This is a genomic window from Streptomyces sp. NBC_00414 (genome assembly GCF_036038375.1).
GTDB lineage: Bacteria > Actinomycetota > Actinomycetes > Streptomycetales > Streptomycetaceae > Streptomyces.
Window position 1 is genome coordinate 9,790,806 of the sequence record NZ_CP107935.1, and the last position, 25,424, is coordinate 9,816,229.

A 25,424-nucleotide genomic window follows, 5' to 3' on the forward strand; every position below is an offset into this window, starting at 1 on the left:
CATGCGCACCCATCGCCTAGCCCTCCTGGGCAGCACCGTCGTACTGGCCGTCGGAGGATCCCTCGCGGGCGCACCCTCCGCGAGTGCCGCCGCAGCCGAGCCCTACTGCAACTACATCTCCGACACCGCGCGGCCCACGGTCCGGCCCGACGACGAGGGCAACGCGGTGCGTCAGGTGCAGTGCCTCATCAACGTGTACAGCGCGTACCCCACCTGGCTCGAAGTGGACGGGGACTACGGCCCGGCCACCGCGCAGGGCATCTACTGGGTGCAGACCTGTAACGGCACGACGGGCGGTGCCGACGGCATCGTGGGACCCAGCACCTGGTCCCGCCTCTACAGTCCCAAGCCCGCCTGCGCCCTGTAACGGAATGCCGTTGTCCACGAAGCCGCCCGCCCCCTGTCCGACGGGGCGGGCAGCTTCGCCGGGCCCGAACACCCCAGGAGGAACCGCGCGATGACGGCACCGGACCCGAACTCCGCACGCTCCCCGAGCCCGGCCCGCACAGAACTCCCGGTGTCCCGACGCGTCTTCCTGGGCGCCCTCGGGGTCGCCGCCACCCTCGGCGCCGTACCCCCCATGTCTTCGTCGGCGGCTGCCGCGTCGGCCGCGTACACCCTGCTGTCGCGCGGGGACTGGGGCGCGGACGAAACCCTTCGGTACACCGCCGACGGTACGGAGACCTGGCCGCCGGAGTACTACCCGGTGCAGACCCTCACCGTGCACCACACCGACGACGGGAGCACCGATCCGGACCCGGCGGCGGTGGTACGCGCGATCTACCGCAACGACACGGTCGGCAAGGGCTACGGCGACATCGGCTACCACTTTCTGATCGACAGGAACGGCCTGGTGTACGAGGGGCGTTGGTCCGGTACCGACGGCACGGCGGCACATGACCCGGAGGGACGGCTCGTCACCGGCGCGCACGTCCTCGGCCACAACACCGGGAACGTCGGCATCGCCCTCCTGGGCACGTTCACGAACACACCACCCTCGGCCGCCACCCGCACCGCACTCGTCCAGCTCCTGGCCGGACTGGCCGAGCGCCATGCCATCGCGCCCCTGGGAAAGGTGCTCTACCGCAATCCGGTCAGTGGAGTCAGCCGTGCCGCGCCCGCCATCGGCGGCCACAGTCACTGGGCGGCCACCGACTGTCCCGGCACCGTCCTCGCCGACATGCCCGCCATACGCGCGGAAGTCGCCGCCCTGATCCAGGGGTGACGGCCGCGCGCACCGGGAGCCGGTTCTGTGCGTGCGAGCGTTCTGTGCGTGTGTTCTGTGCGTGCACGCGAAGGGCGATCCGTCCCAGTCATTGTCTTCGTGGGGGCGGCGCGGCATTCTCTGCCACATCGGGCAGGAATCACGCATGGGGGAACCGTGCTGCGCATTCATTTCACGACCGAGGATCTCTCCAGAACCCGGCTCGCCGCCCGCCCCGACCCCTTATGGGAGATCGCCGCCAGCCTGCACCGCTTACAGTCCCAGCTCGGACGCTGGGCCTACGCCTCCTGGCACCGCGAGGCCCGTGCGGCCATCGCCACGCGGCAACTGGGCGTCGCCGTACGCACCCTGCTCATTCCACTGTTCCCACGTGCGACGTACTTCCCCGACTTCCTCACCCCGGCCGAGGCGGGCCACGGACTGAGCAGTGGCCTCGACGCCATCCTCGGCACCCCGCCGGCCCGGGTCAGGCACGAGATCGGTCTGCTGGCACAGGTCAGGAAAGTCCCGACGGGCATGTACCGCCTGGCGGACAACGACGTCCGTCCGGAACTGGTCACGGCGCTGCGCAAGTACCACGAGGCCGTCATCGCTCCGTTCGGCGACCGCATGCAGGCCCGCATCGACGCCGAGTGCGCCCGCCGAGGCCGCGATCTGCTGCACGGCGGAGCGGAGAGACTGCTCGGGGGACTGGGGCCCGCAATGCGCTGGAGAGCCCCCGTGCTGGAGGTCGAGTACGTGGGCGGTGTCGATCGTGACCTGCACCTCGGCGGACGCGGCCTGCTCCTGATCCCCTCGTACTTCTGCTGGCAGAAGCCCGTCTCCTTCGCCGACCCCGATCTGCCGCCCGTGCTGCTCTACCCGCTGGCGCCGACCGGCCCCACGGCCCCGCCCCGCTCGCCCGACACGCCGTTGTCGGCGCTGCTCGGCCGCACCCGTGCGGCGATCCTGTGCGCGGTGACGTACGGCGCGACCAACTCCGAGATCGCCCGCGCCGTATCGGTCTCCGCGGCCAACGCCAGCCACCACACCGCCGTGCTGCGCGACTCGGGACTCATCGCCAGCCACCGTCACGCGAACACGGTCCTGCACACCCTCACCCCGCTCGGAGCGGCGCTCCTGCGCCTCCCCGACCAGGACCGCAGCACCTCGATGCAGGACAGCTGAGGACAGCTGCGGACCGAAGGGGCAGGCACCGGCGGAACCGGCCGTAGGGATCCGTGCGGGCTCAGGGTCACCGGCGCAGACCCGCGATGAGGATCTCCACCATCCGGCGTGCGTCGTAGCGGGGGTTGCTGCCGGCGCCCGCGCACAGCCCGCCGACGCCACGCATGAGTTCGTACGGGTCCATGCCGCCGCGAATCTCCCCCGACTCGGCCGAGGCTTCGAGCAGGTCGGCGCACACGGGCACGAGGCGTTCGAGGAAGTAGGAGTGCAGGGGGTCGAAGCAGGGGTCGTCGGACTGCAGCACTGAGGCGAGCCCTTGCTTGGTGACCACGAAGTCGACGAAGAGGTCGATCCACTGCGCCAGTGCGGCATACGGATTCGCGGCGGACGCCAGTAGCGCGGGGCCGGCCTCGGCCAGGGCCTCCACCTGGTGCCGGTAGACGGCGACGATGAGATCCGCCCGGGTCGGGAAGTGGCGGTAGATCGTGGCCGTACCGACGCCGGCCTTGGCGGCGATGTCGCGAATCGGCGCCTCCACGCCCGATGCGACGAAGACGGCGGCGGCCGAGTCGAGCAGGACCTCCTCGTTGCGTCGCGCGTCCGCCCGTTTGGGCCGGGCCGGGGTCGTACGTCCCGCGCCCTGGTCGTCTCCGCTCACCGCACCGTCTCTTTCGCCGTCGGCCTTCCCTGCCCGCTTTACTAAACGGGACAGTGTCCCGTATGTTCGGGACCAATGCGGGACAGTGTCCCGTTTCTCCATGATGGCAGATCGGGGAGGCCGCGTTCCAGCCGGACCCCGTCGTCGCCTCGGACAGTCGGAAAAGGAAAATCCCCGTGCCTGCATCAGCCGATTCAACCCCTGCGTCAACCCCTGCATCGACCCCTGCGTCAACCGCGTCGAGCGAGGCGCCGACGGACGTCACCGTCGCCGCACCCACCCCCGTCGTCTCGGTGAATCCTGTGGTGCTGGAAGCGCCCGGCCGTGGCGAGGACCTGCGGGTGAAGGTCTCCGCGCCGGTGACCGGGGACGGCCTGCCGATCATCGTCCTCTCGCACGGCTTCGGGTCGTCGCTGCACGGCTACGGTCCTCTGGCCGACTTCTGGGCCGCTCGGGGCTTCGTGGTCGTCCAGCCGACCCACCTCGACTCACGGAGGGTGGGCCTCGCCCAGGACGATCCCCGTACGCCGCGGATCTGGCGTTTCCGCGTCGAGGACATGAAACGGGTTCTCGACGGGCTCGATGTGCTGGAAGCCGCCGTACCCGGTCTCGGTGGTCGTCTCGACCGGACCCGCATCGCCGCGGCCGGACACTCCTTCGGCGGTCAGACGGCCGGCAACCTGCTGGGCCTGCGGGTCCTGGATCCGGTGAGCAAGGAGGAAGAGGACCTGTCCGACGCGCGGATCAAGGCGGGCGTACTGCTCGCCACGGCAGGGAAGGGCGGAGCCGACCTGACTCCGTTCGCGGCCGAGCACTTCCCGTTCATGAACCCGAGTTTCGAGAACATGACCGCGCCGGCCCTCGTCGTCGTCGGGGACCGGGACGACTCCCCGCTGTCCGTCCGGGGGCCGGAGTGGCTTGCCGACCCGTACTTCCTGAGCCCCGGTGACAAGAGTCTGCTCACCCTGTTCGGGGCGGAACACTCGCTCGGCGGGATCGCCGGGTACGAGGTCCGGGAGACGACGGACGAGAACCCCGAGCGAGTAGCCCTGCTCCAGCAGGTCACCTGGGCCTACCTCCGCCAGGCGCTCGGCATCGAGGACGACAGCTGGACGGCCGTGCAGAAGGAACTCGCGGAGAGCGCCGCTCCATTGGGCCGGATCGAATCCAAGTGACGTTCCGCGCGGCTGCGGCTGCCGTTGGGACTATGACCGCGACCGCGACCGCGACCGCGGCGCTGCCGGGCGGTGGTCGCGCGTCGGCGCCACACCCGGCGCCGTCACTCTCGCTGTCGCAGTGGCAGTCGCTGTCGTCGTCGCTGTCGCAGTCACCGGCCTGGGACGGATTGTCGGCCGTGCGCCGGTGTCGTCAGACGCAGGTCGCGGCTGTCTGGAGCTGGTCGCGGTATGCCCGCGCCGAGGTCATCAGCCGGTCGAGGGCGTCGCGGGTCTGGACGAGATCAGCGATGTGCGCGGTGAGCCGGTCGCGCTCCTCGGCCATGCGGTCGAGGGCGGCGTCCGAGTTCTCCTCGCTGGGCGAGTCGACGCAGGGGAGCAGTGCGGCGATGGTCCGGCTCGACAGGCCGGCCGCGTAGAGCCGCTGGATGAACCTGACACGCTCGACCTCGTACTCCGTGTACTGCCGCTGCCCACTGGCACTGCGGGTGCTGGTGAGCAGTGCCTGTTCCTCGTAGTAGCGCAACGACCTGACGCTGACACCGGCCCGTTCCGCCAACTCCCCGATACGCATGCCCTGCTCCCCGCTGATACGTGCGCTGTTATCTGCGCCACAGACCTTGCCTCTGACGTCAATGTCAGGTTTTAGCGTAACCGTTGTGCCCGGCAGCCGGGCCACGGATCGCTAAGGAGTCTTACGTGACGAGCCTGTTCCAGCGTTATGAGCTCGGTTCCCTGACGCTGCCCAACCGAGTGGTGATGGCCCCCATGACCCGGGTGAGGGCCGCTGCCGGAGGTCTGGCCACGCCGTCGATGGCGACCTACTACGCCCAGCGCGCGAGCGCCGGGCTGATCGTGACGGAAGGGGTCCAGCCGAGCCTGATCGGGCAGTCCAACCCCGGCACTCCGGGTCTGCACACCGATGAGCAGCAGGCGTCCTGGCAGCAGGTGACGGACGCCGTGCACGCCAACGGCGGACGGATCTTCGCCCAGCTCATGCACGGCGGGCGCGTCTCGCACCCCGACACCATGGGCTCGCAGCCGGTCGGCCCGTCGGCCGTGGCCGCCGTCGGCGACGTGTTCACGCCGACGGGGCCCCAGCCCGCCCCCGCGCCCCGCGCACTGGAGACCTCGGAAGTGCCGGAACACGCCCGTTCCTACGGCGACGCGGCTCGCCGGGCCGTGGACGCGGGATTCGACGGCGTGGAACTGCACGGCGCCAACGGATACCTGATCTCGCAGTTCCTCTCCACCAACGCCAACCTGCGTACCGATGTGTACGGAGGCTCCGTGGCGCACCGGATCAGGTTCGCCGTCGAGGCGGTGTCCGCGACCGTCGAGGCCGTCGGCGCGGCGCGCACCGGCATCCGGCTATCCCCGGGCGGGACCTTCTGGGGCGTGGAGGAGGCGGAGGTCACGGAGCTGTACACCGCTCTGCTCGCGGAGTTGGCGCGGCTGGAGGTGGCGTACGTGCACATCGAGGCGACCACGGACGAAGAGGTGCTGGTGGCGCTCCGCCGCGCCTGGCCCGGCACCCTCGTCATGAACCCGGTCATGCCCATGGGTCCCAAGCAGACCGGCCGGTCGGACGCCGATCACTGGCTCGGCCTGGGCGCGGACCTCATCAGCTTCGGCCGCGCCTTCCTCGCCAACCCCGACCTGGTGGAACGCCTGCGCACCGGAGTTCCCATCGCCCCCGTCGACGAGGCGACCTTCTACCAGGGCGGCGACGCCGGATACCTGACCTACCCGGCGCACCAGTACAGCGCCTGACACCGGCGGGGCACAGCGCCTGACACCGACGGGCGGAGTGGTCAGGCCGACGCGGCGGTCTCGGCGAGCTTCTGGAACTCGCCGAGGTCGTAGTTGGCGAGCGCCGAGTCCAGGTTGGTCAGGGCGCCCAGGCGCTCGACGAAACCCTTCGGGTCGTACTCGATCTGCAGCGTGACGCGGCTCGACGTCTCGCTGAGGCGGTGGAACGTGACGACCCCCGCGTGGTGGACGCCCTCGACGGTGTGCCAGGCGATCCGCTCCTCGGGGACCACCTCGGCCAGTTCGGCGACGAAGTTCTTGTCCGCGCCGGGCAGGGACAGCTGCCAGGCGAAACGTCGTTCGTCCAGGGGCTCCACGAGTCGTACGTGGCTGAGGAAGGACGGCCACCTCGTCACATCGCTCCACAGGGCCCATGTGACGGAAACAGGGGCTTGGATGTCGACGGTCTCCACCAGTGATGCGGACACGGAGCCACCTTTCGTGGTCGGTTCGGCGCGGATCCGGATGGATCAGCAGGGCCCGGCTACCCGCGCACTCTCCTCCCACACGCGGCGGGCGCCCGGCCCGTTCCTCGGCCGCCCGAGCGGTGCACCCGGCGCCGTGCCCGCCGCCACTGCCCGAATTGCCCCAACTGCCCTGCGGACGGCCGGGCTTGGCGCAGGCCATGCGGGGTATCCGGGCGGGGTGTCGGGCTGCCCCGACGTACCGCACACCAGTCGCACACCACCTGTGGAGGACCTCATGGCCGTGACGGACCCATCCGCCCCGACGATCCCCTCCGCCCCCAGGGACGCCCTGGGGGACCAGGTGGAACCGGAGGCACCGAGAGAGCAGGCGAACCGGCGCTGGAACGAGATCCTCCAGGAGACCCGGGTCGCCCAGACCGGCGTACAGATCCTCTTCGGCTTCCTGCTCAGCGTGGCCTTCACCCCCGGGTTCAAGGACCTCGGGACCATCGACCGGACGATCTACGTCGTCACCGTCGTCCTCGGAGCGGCGGCCACCGGGTCCCTCATCGCCCCGGTCTCGATCCACCGCTTCCTGTCCGGCCAGCGGATGAAGGACGAGCTGGTGGAGACCGCCCACCGGCTGATGATGTTCGGAATGGTCCTGCTCGCCCTCACCATCGGCTCGACCCTGCTGCTCATCCTGCGCGTGGTTCTGCCGGGGCTGATAGCGGAGTTCCTCGTCGCCGGGGTGATGCTGTACTTCGCCCTGTGCTGGTACGCACTACCCCTCTGGCTGCGCCGCCGCTCGACACGCGACGATGCCGCCTGAGGCCACATGACCGCACCGAGTGTGCTCGCGGTGTTCGCCCACCCGGACGACGAGTCCCTGTCAGCGGGCGGAACGCTCGCACGGCACGCCGCGGCGGGTGCTCGCGTCGCGGTCGTCACCGCGACCTGGGCTCCCGGCACCAGGCGTGCCGCGGAACTCGCGGAAGCGCTCCGAATCCTCGGCGCCGGCACTCCACGGCTGCTCGGCCACGCCGACGCCCGTGTCCCCCGGTCGGCACCCGGCAGGGTCCGGTTCTGTGACGCGCCACTCGACGGGGCGGTGGGTGAACTGGTCGCGCATCTGCGGGAGTTCCGCCCGGAGGTCGTGGTCACCCATGACGCCTACGGCGGGTTGACCGGCCATCCGGACCATGTCCACACCCACCGAGTGACGATGCTCGCCGTCCAGGCGGCCGGCCTGGAGCGGCTCTACCCGGACGCGGGCGAGCCCTGGCGGCCGAGCGCCCTGTACCTGGCCACGCACCCGTACTCGGCGCTCCGGGTGTGGGGCGGACACCTGGCCCCCAGGGGCAGGACGATGCGCAGCGTGCCGGACGAGTGGATCACCGCGACCGTCGACGTCGGCCCCTGGCTGGAGCAGAAGGTGGCCGCTGTACTGGCTCACCGCACCGAGGTGGAAAGGGGAGCGGTCCCGGCGCTGATCGCCGGACTCTCGGCGGCCGACCGGGCGCGGCTGCTCTCCACCGAGTGGTACATCCGCCACGACCCCTGCTCCACCGCGGCCCCGCGGACAGAACTGACGACCTGAACCGGACGCGGAGTGGCGGCGGGCGGTTGTCAGGAGTGTGACGGTGCTTCGAGTTCTCGTTTGAGGTTGTGCAGGGTTCTGTCCATGTTGCCGACCTGGAAGACGGCGAAGGTCTTGCCGCCGGTGGCCACGCGGTCGAAGGCGTTCGCCACGAGTGTGGGCCAGGAGCGCCGGTCGTCGGTCCAGGTCTCCGTCACCCGCGTGCCGCCGCCCTCCGCCTCGAACCGGTACTCCCACGTGGCGATGGGCGCCTTGAGGCGCGGACGCCTGAGTCCGATCGCGTGGACGCGGAAGGCGAAGCGGCTGCCGGGATCCGCCGCGGTGACCGTGCAGCGGGTCGTCCAGCGAAAACCGCGACGCTTGTTGTGTCCCTCGAAGACCATGCCGACATGAGCGGGCGCGTCCCCGCCCGGGATCGTCGCGCCGAGGTTCTCCGGGCTCCAGCGGCCCATCTGTGAGAGCCGGCTGACCTGGTCGTACACCGTTGACGGTGCTGCCTCGACCAGGATGCTACGAGCGACGGTGAACGTGCGGGGCATGGGCACTCTCTCCCTGGGCGCAGAAGCTACTGGCGAGTCTACTGGTAAGTAAGGAGCGTACTCGGGGCTCGTTCGCCGATGGCGGGCGCGTCGGAGAGTCAGGTTCCGGAGCGGTCGGCGGAGATATGGAACTCCAGCTCGGGCCGGTCCCAGACCACGGCCGGCGGGGTCGCCGACGCGGTCCCTACGTGCACCGCGCCCACGCTGCGGTAGAAGCCCTCGGCGGGCGGATGCGACACCACGCGGACACGGTCGAGCCCTGCCGCGCGGGCCTCGGACTTCATGTGTGCGACGAGCAGCCGTCCGACCCCACGCCCCTGCGCCTGGTCGGAGACGAACATCAGGTCGAGCTCCGGCGGGGCGAGGACGAGCGAGTAGAACCCGAGAACCTGGCTCTCGTGTCCGTTCATGGCGGCGACGGCCACGAAGACGCGGTGGGTCTCGATGTAGTCGGGGCCGACCCGGTAGCCCGCCACCATGGCCGCGTACTGGCCCTCGTAGGCGCGTGAGCCGCGTACGAGCCGCGTGAGCCGTTTGGCGTCCCGCGCGACGGCCCGCCGGACCGAGACCGGCCCACTCCCGCCTGTAATGCTCCTGTTCATTGGGTGAGTATTACAGGCGGGAGATCGCCGTCTTCACAGCAGGCTTCAGAGCAGGAGGTCCCAGGGCCTCAGGCCTCAGGCCTCAGGTCTCAGACGAACGCGCTCTCGCCCGTGACCGCCTTCCCGACGATGAGCGTGTTCATCTCCCGGGTCCCCTCGAAGGAGTAGATGGCCTCCGCGTCCGCGAAGAAGCGGGCGACGTCGTAGTCCAGCACGATTCCGTTGCCGCCGAAGATCTCCCGGGCCCAGCCGACGACCTCACGCATGCGTGCCGTGACATGGGCCTTGGCCAGCGACGAGTGTTCGTCCTTGAACACGCCCGAGTCCTGCAGCCGCGCGAGCTGCAGCAGCATGCCCCAGCACGCGGTGATGTTGCCGAGGCTCTTGACCAGCAGGTCCTGTACGAGCTGGAAACCGGCGAGCGGCCGGCCGAACTGCTCGCGCTCGGTGGCATAGGCGAGCGCCAGCTCGTACGCGCCGATCATCACGCCCAGGGCCTGCCAGGCGACCCCGCTGCGGGTGGCGCGCAGGACCTCCGCGACGTCACGGAAGGACGAGACGTTCTGCAGCCGGTCGGTCTCCGGCACCCTGACATCGGTCAGCGTGATGTCCGCGTTCTCGACGATCCGCAGGGAGATCTTGTTCGCGATCTTCTCCGTGACGAAGCCCGGCGTGCCCTTGGCGACCATGAATCCCTTGACCTGGTCGTCCGCGAGGTCCCGCGCCCAGACCACGATGTGGTCGGCGAAGGTGGCGTTGCCGATCCAGCGCTTGGCGCCGTTGAGGACCCAGGTGTCGCCCTGCCGCTCGGCGGTGGTGCCCATACCGGCCGCCACGTCGGATCCGTCGAGCGGTTCCGTGAGGGCGAAGGCCCCGATCGTGTCCATGGTGGCCATGCCCGGCAGCCAGCGGTCCCGCTGCTCCTGGCTGCCGCCGGCGTGGACGGAGTACATGGCCAGTCCGCTGTGCACGCCGAAGAACGTGGCGACGGACGCGTCCACCCGGCTCATCTCCAGTGCCATCATGCCGGTCAGCAGGTGGCTCACCGCGGGACGGTGCTCGCCGTAGCCCTCGTACGCCAGCCCGACCAGGCCGCTCTCCCGGAACCTTGTGATCAGCTCGGTGGGGAAGGTGCCCGCGGCCCAGTTCTCGTTCACCAGCGGCTTGACCTCGTCGCGCATGAAGGCTCGCGTCTTCAGCAGAAGCTTGCGCTCCTCGTCCGACAGCGCGGCCTCGAAGTCGTAGAAGTCGGCGACGATCCCGTCATCCATGGAAGATCTCATAGCGGCCTTCTTCCACGCTTTCCTTGCAGGATGCACGGGAATTCGGCGAACGGGTGAACCGCCACCGCGCGGGAGCGGTTCAGCCTGCCCGGCAGAACGGCTTCCTGCCCATGGCGGACTCGATGCCGCCGAGGATCAGCTTCCGGAACTGTTCGGCGCCGGGGTACGAGCCGTCCGTCGAGAAGGCCTTGGCGTCATGGCCGAGGGTGGTGAGCCAGGCACGTCCGCCGTCGTAGTACTGGCACCAGGCGACCGGGTGGTTCCCGCCATGACCGGGGTGCCCCTGGTTGCCCGTGACGCCCTCGGCGAGCGTGGACTCGTCGACGGTGGCCAGGACGCGGACCCTCGAAGGGGCCGGGACGAGGTTGTACCACTCGTCGGTGAAGTCCCAGTGCGCCGGCAGACCGGAGGTGGAGGAGTCGCGCCGGTTCTGTACGTCGACTCTGCCGCGTTGCTCGGGCCCGTGGTCGTAGAAGTTGGCGCCGCCCAACAGGCCTTCGTACCAGGGCCAGTTGTACTCCGTGCCGAAGGCGTTGTGGATCCCGGCGAAGCCACCGCCGCCGCGGATGTACTGGCGCAGGGAGGTCTGCGCGGCGTCGTCGAGGGTGTCGCGGCTGGTCGAGTAGAAGACGACCGCGTTGTACCGGAAGAGCCTTGCGGGCGAGGAGAGTTGGGTGACGTCCTCGGTCCAGTCGACGGTGAAGTCGTGTTCGGCGCCCATCTTGACCAGAGCGTTCTGTACGACGTTGGTGTCGGCGAGCGCCGGGTTGAGTCCGGCGCCGAGTGCGGGACCGAGGTTCGCGTGACGGGGTCCCGCGGTCCGGGTGTAGAGAAGCACCCGATAGCCGTCGGTGGCCGGGGAGAAGTTGCCCCAGTCGTGGTAGCACCTGGCACTCGCACCACGGCACACCCCGTAGTCCGGATCGCCCAACTCCTCTGCCCCCTGCGCTCCTTGGGTCGTTCGGGCTCCGACTCCCGCCGGTCCGCGCTCGCCCCGCCCGGCCGCCTCGTACTGAAGGCCGAAGAAGGCCGCCAGGGCGACAAGGAGGGTGCTGCTGACGGCGGCCAGGACGACCACCGTCAAACGTGCAGTACGTGCCGAACGTGTCCCGGACGTCATGACAGTCTGCCCTCTCACTCGCCCTCTCACCGGACGACGACCTTGCCGGTGGACTGGGGGAAGACCGGGTCGTTGTAGAAGTACTCCCCGGGCTTGCCGAAGGTGTACGTGTACGACTGGCCCGGCATCAGCAGCCCGGTGTCGAACTCCGCGTCGAAGAAGGCGACCGCGCCGTGTGCCTGGGCGTTGTCGGCGGGATTGGTGAAGGTGACGGTGGTGCCGGCGGGGACCGTCAGGTGCTGGGGCGCCATGGCGTTCTGGGCGACCGTGTTCTCGGTCGCGCCGGGTGCGCCCGTGGCAGCGCTCCAGACCCGCCCCAGGGTGACGGTGTTGCGGGCCGCCGCGCCGGTCACGGCGGCGGTGCGGATCTGGTTGCGGCGGGAGGGTGGGGTGGGCGCCGGAGCCTGGCCGACCCCGCCGCCGAGCTTGAACGCCCAGAGGTGGTCGCCCCGGGGGATGTCGGGGAAGGGGAGCCCGTTCCCACCGGCGAGCACGGCTATGTACTGCTCGCCGTCGATCTCGTAACTGACAGGGACGGTGTTGACCCCGGCGCCGCACTGCCAGGTCCACAGAGTCCTGCCGTCGGTGTCGTCCATCGCTTCGAGCACGCCGTCCGGGCGGCCCTGGAAGAGGACTCGTCCGGCGGTGGTGAGGACGCCGTTGCCGTGGGCCAGCGACCAGGGGCCCTCCTTGCGCCAGGCGACCGTGTTGGTGCGGGGGTCCATCGCGACGAGCCCGCCGCCGAACAGTTCGCCGAGGGGTCTGGCCGTGTTGACCCGGCCGCCGCGGGTGTTGGAGTAGGAGGAGTTGACGAGCCCGTAGCCGACATAGACGTATCCGGTCCTCGGGCTGAAGGAGGGGAAACCCCAGTCGGCGCCGCCGCCCGCGCCGGGGAAGATGATGGTGGCCCGGTCCCAGAAGACCTCGTACAGGCCGCCGGTCGGATAGAAGGGCACCGGCCGGGTCGTCTTGTCCAGCTCCGGATACGGGGACACGAACGGCTCGCCGCCGGGGAACGGCTGGGTCGGTGAGGTCTTCTGCAGGGTGTGCTGGGGGACCGGCCGCTCCTCCATGCCGTGCACGGCCTCACCCGTGCGGCGGTCGAGGATGTAGTACCAGCAGGTCTTCGAGCCGTAGACGACGACCTTGCGCTTCCTGCCGTCGACGATGAGGTCGGCGAGCACCGGCGCCATGACGTTGTCGGCGTCCCAGATGTCGTGGTGGACGGACTGGAAGTGCCAGCGCCGCTTGCCGGTCTTGGCGTCGATGGCGACGATCGAGTTGGCGAAGAGGTTGTCGCCGCCGCGCGAGGATCCGTCCGTACGGGGATAAGGGTTGCCGAACGTCCAGTAGACCAGGCCGAGTTCGGGGTCGACGGCCGGGTGTATCCACGGGACCGCGCCACCGGTCTTCCAGGAGTCGCCCTCCCAGGTGTCATGTCCGTACTCCCCGGGGCCGGGCGGGCCCCAGAAGGTCCACCGGACGTCGCCGGTCTTGGCGTCGAGCGCGTACCCGCGTCCGCGGGCCCCGGCGGTCGAGCCCTCCGTGCCGATGTAGACCAGGCCGTCCCAGTGCACGACCGCGCCCGCGAGGCCGCCGCTGTTGCCGCCGCACTGACCGCTGTCGTTGTCGCAGCCGTCGTCGCCGCCGTTGTCGTCGACGATCAGTGGTTTCTGCCAGACGATCGCGCCGGTCTTCTTGTCGAGGGCGTACACGATGTTGGCGCCGGAGATGGTGAAGACCTTGCCCTCGGCGACGGCGACGCCGCGCATGTTGGTGGTCTCGGTGCCGAGGCTCGTCCGCCAGATCACCTCACCGGTCCTGCCGTCGATCGCGAAGACGTTCTGCTGGGTGGTCTCGACGTACAGCACACCGTTCTGCACGACGATCGTGCACTGCTGGTACGCGCCGGTGGAGCCGCCCTCCAGGTTGACGTGCCAGGCGCCGCCGAGCCGCTTGATGTTCCGCGGGGTGATGTCCTGGAGTGTGGAGTGGTTCTGGTTGCCGTGGTTGCCGCCCACCTTGGGCCAGTCGGCGCCGGTGGTGCCCAGCGCGGCCGACTGCGGGGGCACCGGGAGCGCGAGGCCGGGGGACGCGTTCGCCGCGCCGCTCGGGGCGCTGCCGGAGGCCGCTTCCGCGGTGGACGCCAGGGTGGAGACGCCGGCCGCGCTGCCCGCCGCGGCCGTCAGGAGGAAGGTCCGTCTTTCCATCGCCGAGTTCCCTCGATTCGATCAAGGTCCGCTAGATGGTTCGTACGAGCCGCAGAATGGGTTCGTGTGATGGGAGGTCACGTTAGAGACGGCAGTGCGTCCATGACAAGACACGTGACAGGGATTTTCGGGCCATGAGGGTCAACAGGGCGCTACGGGCGCGCTGTTGGTGCCACCAGGTGGACCGGCACCATGGATGGCGGCATGGGGCTCTTGTTGCGCCGCCCCTGCCCGGTCTCCTCCCAGGCGTGCGCCAGGATGCCGACACTGCGGCTGAGTACGAACAGGCCGCGGGCGAGCGGTGCGGCGAAGCCCAGTTCGGCGTAGATGACGGCGGTGGCGCCGTCGATGTTCATGGGAACCGGCTTCTTACCCTCGCGCCCCCGGTTGAGCAACTCCTCCACCGTACGGGCCGCCCGCAGGTGGGCGCCCTCCACCAGACCGTCCGCCACGGCCCGGTCCACCAGGGAGAGCAGTGGGTCGCGGCGCGGATCGCGGGGGTGGAAGCGATGGCCGAAGCCGGGCAGATAGCGCGAACGGCTCTGCCACTCACCGACGACCTCCGCGACGGCGAGGTCGAACCCCCTTCCCTGACCGTGCCGTTCGACGATCTCGCCCAGCAACTGCACACACTGCTGACCGGCCCCGCCGTGCACATCACCGAGCATGTTCACACCGGTGGCCATGGCGCTGTTGAGCCCCACTCCGCAGGTGGCGGCCATTCGGGCGGCGGCGATGGAAGGGGCCTGCGGTCCGTGGTCGACGCCGGCCACCAGGGCCGCCTCCAGGAGCCGGGCCTGCTCGGCACGGGGGAGTTCGCCGCGAAGCAGCAGCCAGATCGTGTCGACGAAGGTCGCGTGGCCGATCAGGTCCTGTACCGGGTGCTCGCGCAGTTCGATGATGCCGGGTTCGACCCGGCTGACCGCGGTGGCCCACCACTGCGCGACGAGACCGTCCTGCGAGCCGGCTGCCGGACCGTCTTGCGAAGCGACTGCCAGGCCGTCCTGTGAACCGGCTGTCGCGCCGTCTTGCGAACCGGCTGTCAGGCCGTCCTGTGAACCGGCTGTCAGGCTGCCCCGCGAACCGGCCGTCGGAAGGTCGTGCCGTCCGTCCGTCGGGGGCTCGTGGGGTCCGGCCGTCGGCACATCGTCCGGCCCGGTCGTCATGACGCCCGGGCCCCGGCGGCGTGGCGGTGCGCCCGCCAGCGGGCGATCAGCCGCTCCCGCCCCTCGCCGTGCTGGTCGAGCAGCGGGGGCGGGGCCTCCGGCGGGAGGGCTTCACCGTCCACGAGCACGCCGTTGCCGCTGACCCGCAGCGTGCGGCCGGAGCCGTCCGGATAGGGCAGATCCGTGAAGAAGCCGCGGTGCTCCAGCTGTTCCAGCTCGACGGCCTCGGGGACGGTCAGCACGCGGGCCGCCGGGACCCCGGCCGCGGACAGCGTGGCCTCCCACTCCAGGGCGGTCTTCCGGCGCAGTGCCGCGTTGAGTTCGGAGTTGAGTTCCGCGCGGTGCAGTTTCCGTGCCTCGCGCTCGGCGAACCTGGGATCCTCGACCAGCTGTGGCAGCCCGGCGAGACGGCAGAGCGTGACGAACTGCTCCTGCCGGTTGGCCGCGATGTTCAGGCCCCCGTCGGCGGTCTCGAAGGTCCCCGAAGGCGCCGCGGTGGCGTTCTGGTCACCCATCGGCTCCGGATCCACCCCGCTGACCAGGTAGTTGGAGACGGCCCAGCCCATCGCGGAGAGGGAGACCTCCAGCATCGAGAGGTCCAGCCGGGCGCCTTGCCCGGTCCTCTCCCGTCCGACCAGGGCCGCGCTGATCGCCAGAGCAGCCCCGAGCCCGCCCAATGAGTCGCACACCGGGAAGCCCACTCTGAGCGGGGCCGTGTCGGTGGTGCCCGTGATGCTCATCATCCCCGACAGCCCCTGGATGATCTGGTCGTACGCGGGAGCGGCGCTCATCGGCCCCGACTGCCCGAAGCCGGTGATCGCACAGCTGACCAGGCGCGGATTCAACTCCCGCAGCCGGTCGGCCCCGTACCCCATCCGTGCCAGCACTCCCGCCCGGAAGTTCTCCAGGAGGACGTCCGCGCCGCTCAGCAGTTCCTCGAAGTCGGCCCGGTCGCCGGGGTCCTTCAGGTCGAGTACGAGTGATTGCTTGCCGGCGTTCTGGGCGAGGAACGAGGCGCCGATACCGGCCCGGTTCAGCTCGGGATCAGGTCCCAGACTCCGCGCGAGATCGCCCCTGCCCGGCTGTTCGACCTTGACGACCTCGGCGCCGAGGAGCATGAGGTGGTAACTGCAGTACGGCCCTGCGAGCACATTGGTGAGATCGAGTACGCGGATTCCTGAGAGCGGTCGTTCGGGCATGCACCGGCTCCTTCTGCGGTTCCAGCGGTTCCAGCGGTTCGAGCGGTTCCTGCGGTTCCTGCGCTTCGAGAGGTCCTTGCGGGTCGACGGTTCACTTCGTCGGGCTGAGCGGGTGGTCGAAGCCCTGCTCCGACATCTGCCGGGCGACCTCGGCGAGCGCCGTGGCGAACCGCTCGACGACGGACTCGGGGAAGCGGTGGCTGGGCCCGCTGAGCGAGAGAGAGGCGACCACGGCCCCGCTGCGGCCGACGACGGGCACGGCCACGGCCGTCAGTCCTTCGTCGCGCTCGCCCCGGCTGACCGCGAAACCCCGCTCCGCCGCCAGGTCCGCCCACACCCGCAACTGCCTGGCATGCCCCTCACCGTGCGGTGAACCCGCCGCGATCCGGCGCAGCAGGGCGTCGGGAGCCGTACGAAGAAGGATCTTCGACGAGGCCCCCGCCCACAGGGGGAGTTCGTCGCCGACCCGCACGACATGACGCAGGGGCTGCGGGCTCTCCTGCTGGGCCACACAGACGCGGGACAGGCCGCGCAGCATGAAGAGATTGACCGTCTCCTGCTGCTCCTCGGCCAGGTCCCGCATCAACTTGCGTGTCTCGCGGGGCAGTTCCCAGCTGGTCTGCGCGAGGTGCGCCCAGCGCCACAGGCCGGGACCCGCCGTGTATCCGGCCGGGGTGTCCCAGAGCAGACCGCACTGCTCAAGGGTCTGCACCATGCGGACCACCGTGGTCTTGGCCAGACCGGTGGCGTCGACGATCTCCCTCAGCGTGACCGTCGGCTGATCCTCGGTCAGCAGCCCCAGGATGTCCAGAGCCCTGCGTACGCTCCGCACCCCGGTCGCCTCGCCCGCCGCCCGCTCATGGTCGGTCCCGCTCACGCGCCTTCCCCCTCTGCTTCGAAACTTCCTCGAACGGCCCTCTTGCCACCGCGAGTTGGCGCCCGTACGTTACACGCCGACCCACAGAGCAGTCCACCAGTACCACTCAGCGGTTTCCTGGGAGATCTCATGCTCGATTCCCTTCTCAAGGCCGGCCTGGACGCGGCGGTGGCCGAAGCGCCGCCCTACGTCGCCGGCCAATGGGGTGGCAGCGGACCGGCATCGACCCGAACAGGCCCGTATCTGCGCCGAGTCGTCAGCCGGACAGCCACCGCGACCGGGGACGAGATCTTCCGCGCCCTCGCCTTCGCCCGCTCCTCGGCCCGCACGGTCGCCGGGCTCGCCCCCGCACTGCGCGCCGACGTCCTGGACCGAGCATCCCGCGCCGCCTCCGCCCACCGCGAGGGGCTGGCCCGCCTCCTCGCCCTGGAACTGGGCAAACCGGTCAAGGACGGGCTCGGCGAGATCGACCGGGTCGCGGACACCTTCGCCGTGTGCGCGGCGGAGGCACGCCGCATCGGCGGCGAGACCCTGCCCGTCGCGGGCTGGGCCCGCGGCGTCGGCAACACCGCCTTCACCTATCGCGCACCGGCCGGGGTCGCCCTCGCCATCACCCCCTTCAACGCTCCCGCGAACCTCCTCGCCCACAAACTCGGCGCCTCCTTCGCCGCGGGCAACACCACACTCGTCAAGGCCCCACCCCAGGCACCGGCCTCCAGCGCGGCGATCGTGGCACTCCTCCTGGAAGCCGGAATGCCCCCGCAGGGCGTGCAGTTGCTGCACGGCGGCGGCGAGGTGGGCGCACTGCTGTGCGCGGCCGACGAGGTGGCCGTCATCAGCTTCACCGGCGGCGCGGCGACCGGCCGGGCCGTCGCCCGTGCGGCCGGACCCAAACGCCTGGTCCTCGAACTGGGCGGCAACGCCGCCACGATCGTCTGCGAGGACGCCGACATCGGGCAGGCCGCGAGGGAATGCGCCCGCACCGGATACAGCAACTCCGGCCAGAGCTGCATCTCCGTCCAGCGCGTCTACGTCCACCGCTCCCGCTACGACGCCTTCCTCGACGCCTTCACCGCCGCCGTCGACACCCTCAAGGTCGGCGACCCGCTCGACCCGGCCACCGACGTGGGCTCGATGGTCGACGAGGAGGCCGCCGAACGCGTGGTCCGCTGGTCGGCCGAGGCCGTCGCCTCCGGCGCCCGCGTGCTGCGCGGCGGCACCCGCGACGGCGCCACCGCGGCGCCCACCGTCGTGGCGGACCCCGCACCGGACTCCTCGGTCGTGGTCGACGAGGTCTTCGGGGCGCTGGTCGCGGTGCTCCCGTACGACGACTTCGGCGCGGTCGTCGACACGTGCAACGCCGGCCGCTACGGCCTGCAGGCAGGGCTGTTCACCCGTGATCTGGGCCGCGTCATTACGGCCTGGCGCGAACTGGAGACCGGTGCGCTGATCGTCGGCGGCAGCTCCAATCACCGCCTCGACCACATCCCCTTCGGCGGGGTCAAGGACTCCGGCTTCGGCCGCGAGACACCCCGCTCGATGATCGACGACTACACGGTCGTCAAGACCCTCATGCTCCGCGGCCTGTCCGTCTGGGGCGACGCGAACTCCCTCGACACGCCCTCATCCGATGCGCCCCCATCCGATACGACCGCCACCGACGGGGAGGCCGACGCATGACCGCCGTGACCGCCGCCGAAGCTTTGGTCGCCCAGCTGGAGTCGTACGGCGTCGAGTACGTCTTCGGCACCTGCGGCCACACCAACATCGCCCTGCTGGACGCGCTCGGCCCCAGCCCGATCCACTTCGTGATCGCCCGCCACGAGCAGGCCGCCGCGCACGCCGCCGACGGTTACGCCCGAGCCTCCGGGAAACCGGGCGTCCTGCTCACCCACGTCGGCCCCGGCATGATGAACGCGGTCACCGGAGTGGCCACCGCCGCCCTCGACTCGATCCCGCTGATCGTCATCTCCGGCGACATCCCCTCCTACTACGCCGGCCGCCACCCGCACCAGGAGGTCAACCTCCACGCGGACGCCGACCAGACGGCCATCTACCGGCCCATCACCAAGCGCGCCTGGCATGTGCACCGCGTCCAGGATCTGGCCCGTACGACCGAGCGCGCCTTCTGGACCGCGACCTCCGGGCGGCCCGGCGCCGTCCTCGTCAACATCCCGATGGACCTGTTCAACCGGCAGGTCGAGGAGTACGCCGACGCGTACCCGCTGCCCAAGGGCGCCGCGCTCCCCGGTCTCGACCGGGACACCGCCGAGCGCATCGCCCGCACACTGCTGGCCGCCGAACGCCCGCTGATCTACTTCGGCGGCGGACTGCGCAAACCGGCCGCCCGCCAGGCCCTTTCCGTCCTCGCCGAGCACCTCGACATCCCGCTCGCGCACTCACTGATGGGCAAGGGTGTCCTGCCCGACAGCCACCCGCTGCTTCTCGGTATGCCCGGCTTCTGGGGGCTGGAGACCACCCACGCGTACACCAGGGGCGCCGATGTGGTCCTCGCGCTGGCCACCCGGTTCGCGGAGACCGACGCCAGCTCGTGGGACCCGGCGTACACCTGGACCTTCGGTGACAGGCACGGACCGCCCGGTGACACGCACGCCCCGCCCAGCAGGCTCATCCAGATCGACATCGACCCGACCGAGATCGGCCGCAACTATCCCGTCGAGATCGGCGCCGTCGCGGATGTCGGGGACGCGGTACGGGCCATCGGCGAGGCCGTACGGGCCACCAGGCCCGAGCCCGTCGTGAGAGAGGGGCTGCGCGAGACCGTCGCCGCCGCCCGGCGGGCCGTCTTCGACACCGCCCGCGAGGACGGCCGCAGCGACAACTTCCCCCTGCGGCCCCAGCGCATCCTCGCCGATCTGCGCGACGCGCTGCCCGACGACGCCGTGCTCGTCACCGACGTCGGCTGGAACAAGAACGGCGTGGCCCAGTGCTACGAACTCCCCGACGGCGGGCGCTTCATCACCCCCGGCGGAGCCTCGACCATGGGCTTCGGCCCGGCCGCCGCGGTCGGGGTGCAACTGGCCCGGCCGGACCGCGTGGTGGTCGCACTCATCGGCGACGGCGGGATGAGCGCGCAGCTGCCCGCGGTGCCGATGGCCGTCGAACAGGGCCTGCCCGTCATCTTCGTGGTGATGAACAACCGGGCCCACGGCACCATCGCCGACCTCCAGGCCTCGTCGTTCGGCCGGTCCTACGGCTGCGAGTTCACCGACGCCGAAGGCCGGCCCTACAGCCCGGACTTCGCGGCCTTCGGGCAGTCCTGCGGCGCCGACGGATACACCGTCGGCGCTCCCGCCGACCTGGCCAAGGCCCTCGCCGACGCGGTCGCCCGGCGACGGCCCGCCGTCATCGACGTACCGATGGTCAACGAACCCGTGCCGACGCCGGGCCACTGGAACATCAAGGACATCTACCGCGGGTCCTTCGCCGACTGACCGACCGCCTCACTGACTGAACGCCCCGCCCCGGTCCGCACCCGCCCCGGTCCGCACCCGCCTCGCTCCACGCCAGCTAGCCCCGCGCCTCCCCGTCCGCTCACCGCCCGCTCACAACGAGGTGACCTCATGACCCGCAGCAGGACCCCACGGCCACGGGCCGACTCCCGACCGCGTACCGCCGCCCGTACCGCCGTCTGCACGGCCGCCGCACTGGCCGCCGCCCTCACCGCGTGCAGCGCGCCCGGCGAATCGGACGACGACACGAAGGCGTCCTCAGGACCCATCAAGGTCGCCGTCGTCAACGCGCAGAGCGGGCAGCTCAGTTCGCTCGGCGACTGGGAGTACAAGGGCGCCAAACTCGCCATCGACGAGTGGAACGAGAAGGGCGGCATCGACGGCCGCAAGATCCAGGTGAAGCTCTTCGACGACCAGGGCGACCCGACCACCGGCACCAACATCGCCCGCAGGCTCGTGAGCGAGAAGTACATCGCCATGATCGGCACGGCGGAGAGCGCGGTGACCATCGCCATGGGACCGGTGCTCCAGCAGGCGAAGATCCCGAACATCACCTCCGGCCAGTCCGACGGCCTGGTCGCGCTGAAGAGCCCGTACCTCTTCCTCAACGGGCCGACCAGCACCACCTACGACTCGACGCTCGCCGAGCACCTGGTGAAGGACAAGGGCTACAAGAAGATCGCCATGATCACGAACAACGGTTCCTTCGGGAAGGGCGAGCACGACGCGTTCCTGAAGGCCGTGAAGGAACTCGGCGTGACCCCGTCGACCGACCAGGTGGTCACCACCGACCAGAAGGAGTTCAGCGCGGCCCTGACGAAGATCCGGTCCACGAAACCCGAGGTGATCTTCATCGGCTCGGAGGAGGTCGAGGCGGGGCTGATCGTCAAGCAGGCCCGGGACCTGGGCATCACCGCCCCCTTCGCGGGCGCGGCACCCCAGGGCACCCCCGTCTTCATCGACACCGCGGGCAAGGCCGCCGTCGAAGACACCATCGTCAGCTCGCCCTACCTGAGCAACGACACCAGCGCCGCCTCGAAGAAGTTCGCCGCTGCGTACGAGGCCGCGTACGGCAAGGAGGCGGAACTGCACGGGGCCAAGGCCTACGACGGGGCGAACATCCTGCTCACCGCCCTCAGGACCAGCAACGGCGCGAGCGGCGAGGAACTCGCGGACGCCATCCGCGACACCCGGTACAAGGGTCTGCTCGGCGACTTCCGGTACGACGAGTCGGGCGTCGGCATCACGAAGACCACCATCGGCGTCATCCGCGACGGCGAACTCGTCCCGCAGCGATAGGCATCGGGAGCACCGGGAGCACTGACGTGCAGGAGACACTGCAGACACTCGTCGGAGGCCTGAGCCTCGGAGCGGTCTACGCCCTGGTCGCGATGGGATTCTCCCTGGTCTACCGGACCATGGGCCTGGTCAACTTCGCCCACGCCGACATCGCCATGATCGGCGCCTACGCGGCCTCCACCTTCTACCTGACCTCCAAGCTGCCCTTCGCCGTCGCCATGGTCGTAGCCATCGCGGTCACCGCCGCCATCGGCCTGGTCATCGAACGGGTGCTGCGGCCCCTGGAGAACAAGGACTTCGACCTGATGCTGATCGGCACGATCGGCTTCGGCATCGTCCTCCAGGCCGTCGCCATCCTGATCTGGGGCACCACCGGGCGGGCGGTCCGCTCACCCGTCCGGTCCGCCCCGCTCGACCTGTTCGGGGTGCGCGTGCGCACGTACGACCTGCTGGTGATGGCCGTCGCGGCCCTCGCCGTGCTCGGCCTCGCCTGGTTCCTCGCGCGCACCAAGCGCGGCGCGGCCATGCAGGCCGTCGCCATGGACCACGAGGCGGCCACCGCCGTCGGCATCGACGTCGGCCGCAGCAACGCGCTGGCCTTCTCCATCGGCGCTGGCCTCGCCGCCCTGGCGGGAGGTCTCGTCGGACCGATGCTGTACGTCGACGCCTCGCTCGGCGGCGCCCTCGGCATCAAGGGCTTCGCCGCCGCGATGCTCGGCGGCTTCGGCTCCATCCCCGGCGCCGTCGTCGGCGGCCTCGCGATCGGTGTCCTGGACTCCTACGCGGCCGGCCACTTCCAGGGCTACTCGGTGCTCGTGACCTTCCTGGTCTTCACCGCCGCCATCATGATCCGCCCGATGGGCGTCTTCGGGGAGAGGACGGTGAGCCGCGCGTGAAGACGCGTATCGCAGGGCTTTCGGCGCCTCGTGCCGGACTGTTCGCGGCCGCCGCGGTGGCCGCCTGGCTGCTGCCGTACGGCCTCGGCAGCTACTCCATCCATGTCGTCAACATCGCCCTCATCTACGCCCTGCTGGCCATCGGCATGGGCCTGGCCATGGGCATCTCCGGGCAGATCAACCTCGCCCAGGTCGCCTTCTTCGGCGTAGGCGCGTACACCCTCGCCATCCTGACCACCGAGTCCGGTCACGGCTTCTGGGCGGCGGCCGCCCTCGCGGTGCTCGCGACCGTGGCGACGGGCCTGTTCGTCGGCATCCCCGCCCTGCGCATGCAGTCCCACTACCTGGGCATCGTCACCCTCGGCCTGGCGCTCGGCTTCATCAACTGGATCACCAACGCCTCCGTCACCGGGGGAGCCGACGGCATCTCCGGAATCCCGCTGCCCACCCTGCCCGGCATCGACCTCTCCAGCGAATACCTCTACTACTACCTGGAGTTGGTGGTCTGCGCGCTCGGCCTCGGCTTCGGACTCTTCGTCGTCCGTACGCACCTGGGGCGACGCCTGCGCGCGATGCGCGACGACTCCCTGGCCGCGGGCGCGATGGGCGCGCAGATCCCCCTGCTGCGCATGACCGCGTTCCTGCTCGCCAGCCTGTACGGCGGCCTGGCCGGAGTGCTGTACGCGGGCCTCATCCGCTATGTCGCCCCGGAGACCTTCTCCATCGGCAACATGTTCATCCTGCTCGCCATGGTCATCATCGGCGGCCGGCGTTCCCTCGTCGGCTGTGTGGTGGGTGCGGTCGGCCTGACCCTGATCCGCGAGTGGCTCTCCGACTTCTCGACCTACGCACAGCTCGGATACGGCGTGGTGGTCGTCCTCATGGTCGTCTTCGCACCGACCGGACTCGCCGGAATCCCCTTCCGCACAAGGGAGTTCGTGAACCGGCGACGACGAAGCCGCAGTGCGGCGGAAGACCGTGCCCGGCTGCGTCCCTTCCAGCCGTACGAGGCCGTCGAGCCCCCTGCCAACGCTGCCGGGCCCCTGCTCGACATCCGGTCCGTCACCAAGGACTTCCGCGGACTGCGCGCCCTGGACGACGTCTCCCTCACGGTCGCGCCCGGCGAGATCCGCGGCATCGTGGGCCCCAACGGCTCCGGCAAGACCACCCTGTTCAACGTGATCAGCGGCTTCTACCGGGCCACTTCGGGCCAGGTGTGGTTCGCCGGCCGTGACACCACCACCGCCCGCCCCTACACGCTCTCCCTCCTCGGCGTGGCCCGCACCTTCCAGAACCTGCGCCTGTTCGGCCAGTTGACCGTCCGGGAGAACATCCTCGTCGCACTCGACCGCACCACGACACACACCATCTGGCAGTACGCGGTGTGGCAGCCCGGAGTCGTCCGCCGCGAGCGGCAACTGCGCCGCAGCGCCCAGGAACTCCTGGAACGCTTCGGGCTCGCCGACTTCGCCGAGGCCGCGCCCGGATCCCTTCCCTACGGCATCCAGCGGCGCATCGAAATAGCCCGCGCCGTGGCGGCCCGGCCCCGGCTGCTGCTGCTCGACGAACCGGCCGCCGGGCTGAACGGCGAAGAGGTGCGGCAACTCGCCCGCATCGTGCGGTCCATCCGAGACAGCGGCACCACGGTCGTCCTCATCGAACACAACATGGGCCTGGTCATGTCGCTGTGCGAGCGCGTCACCGTGCTCTCCAGCGGCGGGGTCATCGCCGAGGGCACGCCCGCCGAGGTGGTGGCCGCTCCCGAGGTCATCGAGGCGTATCTCGGGGATTCGGAGTCGGCGGACATCCCGCGCCCGGAGCAGGCCCCGACTCAGACTCCTGCACCGTCCCATGCACCGGGTCCGGCCGAGACCCCTGCTTCGACCAAAGGACCTGCTTCGGCCGAGGCACCCCCTTCAGCCGACGCACCCGCTTCCAGGGAGGCAACCCGGTGAGGACGATCTCCTTCCGGCGGGCGGCCACGCCCGCCTTCGATCCCGGCACCCCGGCCACCCTCGCCGTCGACGACCTGTCCGTCCACTACGGCGGTGTCCGGGCGGTCAGTTCGATCAGTTTCAGCGTGGAGCCCGGTGCGTCGGTGGGCATCATCGGCGCCAACGGCGCGGGCAAGACCTCCACCCTCAAGGCCCTGATGGGTCTGGTCCCGCGGGGCGGCGGACGCATCACGCTGGGGGAGCGCGACCTGACCCGGGTCAGGGCCCGAGACATGGTGCGGCACGGCATCGGCTACGTACCGGAGGGCCGGCACGTGTTCCCCGGCCTGAGCGTGGAGAAGAACCTGCTGCTCGGCGCGTACGCCCGCCGCTGGGACGACGGGACCCGGGCCACGCTGGCCGAGGTGCACGAACTCTTCCCGGTGCTGGGCGAGATGGGCGGGCGACTGGCCGGCGCGCTCTCCGGCGGACAGCAGCAGATGCTGTCCATCGGCCGTGCCCTGATGGCCGGACCGCGCATTCTCCTCCTCGACGAACCGTCCATGGGGCTCTCGCCCAAGCTCGTCGGCGAGATCCTCAACGCGCTGAAGAGACTGCGGGAGGAGGGGCTGAGCCTGCTGCTCGTCGAGCAGAACGCCAAACTCACCTTCGGCGCGACGAGCCACTGCCTGGTCATGGAGAACGGCAGCGTCGCCATGACCGGAACCTCCGAGGAACTCAGCCGGGACACCCGGGTCCGCCGGATCTACCTCGGGCTGTGA

At 70.3% G+C, this 25,424-nt stretch carries 24 protein-coding genes; 13 read left to right on the forward strand and 11 right to left on the reverse strand.

Features of this window, described 5'->3' with window-relative positions; translation table 11 throughout:
• Nucleotide 1 precedes the first annotated feature (1 nt).
• From OHS59_RS41885 to OHS59_RS41895, 3 genes are all read left to right on the forward strand, one after another.
• The gene (locus OHS59_RS41885) at nt 2-367 is read left to right on the forward strand and encodes a peptidoglycan-binding domain-containing protein (RefSeq protein ID WP_328498564.1); all 366 of its coding nucleotides are present in this window, start codon (nt 2-4) and stop codon (nt 365-367) included.
• Nucleotides 368-457: 90 nt separating this feature from the next.
• Nucleotides 458-1,225, forward strand: a complete 768-nt coding sequence (locus OHS59_RS41890; protein ID WP_328498565.1) for a peptidoglycan recognition protein family protein — start codon at nt 458-460, stop codon at nt 1,223-1,225.
• A 156-nt stretch (nt 1,226-1,381) separates the two neighbouring features.
• Nucleotides 1,382-2,392 (forward strand): ArsR/SmtB family transcription factor, encoded by a 1,011-nt coding sequence (locus OHS59_RS41895; protein WP_328498566.1) that lies wholly within the window; start codon nt 1,382-1,384, stop codon nt 2,390-2,392.
• 67 nt (nt 2,393-2,459) lie between these two features.
• On the opposite strand, the gene OHS59_RS41900 is transcribed toward OHS59_RS41895, so the two are convergent.
• A complete protein-coding gene (locus OHS59_RS41900) occupies nt 2,460-3,050 on the reverse strand; it encodes a TetR/AcrR family transcriptional regulator (protein WP_328498567.1) in 591 nt (196 codons plus the stop codon).
• Nucleotides 3,051-3,343: 293 nt separating this feature from the next.
• On the opposite strand from OHS59_RS41900, the gene OHS59_RS41905 reads away from it, so the two are divergent.
• A complete protein-coding gene (locus OHS59_RS41905) occupies nt 3,344-4,225 on the forward strand; it encodes an alpha/beta hydrolase family protein (RefSeq protein ID WP_328498568.1) in 882 nt (293 codons plus the stop codon).
• Between the two features lie 193 nt (nt 4,226-4,418).
• Here the strand turns inward: OHS59_RS41905 and OHS59_RS41910 are convergent, their stop codons facing one another.
• Nucleotides 4,419-4,799, reverse strand: coding sequence for a MerR family transcriptional regulator (locus OHS59_RS41910; RefSeq protein ID WP_328498569.1), 381 nt, complete (start codon nt 4,797-4,799; stop codon nt 4,419-4,421).
• 125 nt (nt 4,800-4,924) lie between these two features.
• Between OHS59_RS41910 and OHS59_RS41915 the strand changes: the two genes are divergently transcribed.
• Nucleotides 4,925-5,998, forward strand: coding sequence for an alkene reductase (locus OHS59_RS41915; protein WP_328498570.1), 1,074 nt, complete (start codon nt 4,925-4,927; stop codon nt 5,996-5,998).
• 41 nt (nt 5,999-6,039) lie between these two features.
• On the opposite strand, the gene OHS59_RS41920 is transcribed toward OHS59_RS41915, so the two are convergent.
• Nucleotides 6,040-6,465, reverse strand: a complete 426-nt coding sequence (locus tag OHS59_RS41920) for an SRPBCC family protein (RefSeq protein ID WP_328498571.1) — start codon at nt 6,463-6,465, stop codon at nt 6,040-6,042.
• Nucleotides 6,466-6,739: 274 nt separating this feature from the next.
• On the opposite strand from OHS59_RS41920, the gene OHS59_RS41925 reads away from it, so the two are divergent.
• Nucleotides 6,740-7,276, forward strand: a complete 537-nt coding sequence (locus OHS59_RS41925; RefSeq protein ID WP_328498572.1) for a DUF6328 family protein — start codon at nt 6,740-6,742, stop codon at nt 7,274-7,276.
• A gap of 6 nt (nt 7,277-7,282) precedes the next feature.
• On the forward strand, nt 7,283-8,044 hold the full coding sequence (locus OHS59_RS41930) for a PIG-L family deacetylase (RefSeq protein ID WP_328498573.1): 762 nt from the start codon (nt 7,283-7,285) through the stop codon (nt 8,042-8,044).
• A gap of 29 nt (nt 8,045-8,073) precedes the next feature.
• On the opposite strand, the gene OHS59_RS41935 is transcribed toward OHS59_RS41930, so the two are convergent.
• From OHS59_RS41935 to OHS59_RS41970, 8 genes are all read right to left on the reverse strand, one after another.
• Nucleotides 8,074-8,583 carry an SRPBCC family protein gene (locus OHS59_RS41935; RefSeq protein ID WP_328498574.1) on the reverse strand — a complete coding sequence of 170 codons (510 nt, stop codon included), beginning with the start codon at nt 8,581-8,583 and terminating at the stop codon, nt 8,074-8,076.
• 98 nt (nt 8,584-8,681) lie between these two features.
• Entirely contained in the window at nt 8,682-9,185 is a 504-nt protein-coding gene (locus OHS59_RS41940; protein ID WP_328498575.1) for a GNAT family N-acetyltransferase, read from the reverse strand.
• Nucleotides 9,186-9,274: 89 nt separating this feature from the next.
• Nucleotides 9,275-10,468: an acyl-CoA dehydrogenase family protein gene (locus OHS59_RS41945; RefSeq protein ID WP_328498576.1), complete on the reverse strand. Its 1,194-nt coding sequence runs from the start codon at nt 10,466-10,468 to the stop codon at nt 9,275-9,277.
• Between the two features lie 79 nt (nt 10,469-10,547).
• Nucleotides 10,548-11,546: a ThuA domain-containing protein gene (locus OHS59_RS41950; protein ID WP_328499569.1), complete on the reverse strand. Its 999-nt coding sequence runs from the start codon at nt 11,544-11,546 to the stop codon at nt 10,548-10,550.
• 68 nt (nt 11,547-11,614) lie between these two features.
• Entirely contained in the window at nt 11,615-13,798 is a 2,184-nt protein-coding gene (locus OHS59_RS41955) for an outer membrane protein assembly factor BamB family protein (RefSeq protein ID WP_328498577.1), read from the reverse strand.
• Nucleotides 13,799-13,950: 152 nt separating this feature from the next.
• Nucleotides 13,951-14,964: a citryl-CoA lyase gene (locus tag OHS59_RS41960; RefSeq protein ID WP_328498578.1), complete on the reverse strand. Its 1,014-nt coding sequence runs from the start codon at nt 14,962-14,964 to the stop codon at nt 13,951-13,953.
• Nucleotides 14,961-16,163 (reverse strand): CaiB/BaiF CoA transferase family protein, encoded by a 1,203-nt coding sequence (locus tag OHS59_RS41965; RefSeq protein WP_328498579.1) that lies wholly within the window; start codon nt 16,161-16,163, stop codon nt 14,961-14,963. Before OHS59_RS41965 ends, OHS59_RS41960 begins: the two co-directional genes overlap by 4 nt.
• Before the next feature lie 91 nt (nt 16,164-16,254).
• On the reverse strand, nt 16,255-17,040 hold the full coding sequence (locus OHS59_RS41970; RefSeq protein ID WP_328498580.1) for an IclR family transcriptional regulator: 786 nt from the start codon (nt 17,038-17,040) through the stop codon (nt 16,255-16,257).
• Nucleotides 17,041-17,169: 129 nt separating this feature from the next.
• Here OHS59_RS41970 and OHS59_RS41975 point away from each other — a divergent pair, with 129 nt between their 5' ends.
• The 6 genes from OHS59_RS41975 (at nt 17,170) to OHS59_RS42000 (ending at nt 25,424) form a co-directional block, all read left to right on the forward strand.
• The gene (locus OHS59_RS41975; protein ID WP_328498581.1) at nt 17,170-18,720 is read left to right on the forward strand and encodes an aldehyde dehydrogenase family protein; all 1,551 of its coding nucleotides are present in this window, start codon (nt 17,170-17,172) and stop codon (nt 18,718-18,720) included.
• The gene (locus OHS59_RS41980; RefSeq protein WP_328498582.1) at nt 18,717-20,495 is read left to right on the forward strand and encodes a thiamine pyrophosphate-binding protein; all 1,779 of its coding nucleotides are present in this window, start codon (nt 18,717-18,719) and stop codon (nt 20,493-20,495) included. Before OHS59_RS41975 ends, OHS59_RS41980 begins: the two co-directional genes overlap by 4 nt.
• A 129-nt stretch (nt 20,496-20,624) precedes the next feature.
• Nucleotides 20,625-21,812: an ABC transporter substrate-binding protein gene (locus OHS59_RS41985; RefSeq protein ID WP_328498583.1), complete on the forward strand. Its 1,188-nt coding sequence runs from the start codon at nt 20,625-20,627 to the stop codon at nt 21,810-21,812.
• A gap of 26 nt (nt 21,813-21,838) precedes the next feature.
• On the forward strand, nt 21,839-22,708 hold the full coding sequence (locus OHS59_RS41990; protein WP_328498584.1) for a branched-chain amino acid ABC transporter permease: 870 nt from the start codon (nt 21,839-21,841) through the stop codon (nt 22,706-22,708).
• Complete coding sequence (locus tag OHS59_RS41995; protein WP_328498585.1) at nt 22,705-24,663, forward strand: ABC transporter permease subunit; 1,959 nt, start codon at nt 22,705-22,707, stop codon at nt 24,661-24,663. The genes OHS59_RS41990 and OHS59_RS41995 overlap by 4 nt, the downstream gene beginning before the upstream one ends.
• The gene (locus OHS59_RS42000) at nt 24,660-25,424 is read left to right on the forward strand and encodes an ABC transporter ATP-binding protein (RefSeq protein WP_328498586.1); all 765 of its coding nucleotides are present in this window, start codon (nt 24,660-24,662) and stop codon (nt 25,422-25,424) included. The genes OHS59_RS41995 and OHS59_RS42000 overlap by 4 nt, the downstream gene beginning before the upstream one ends.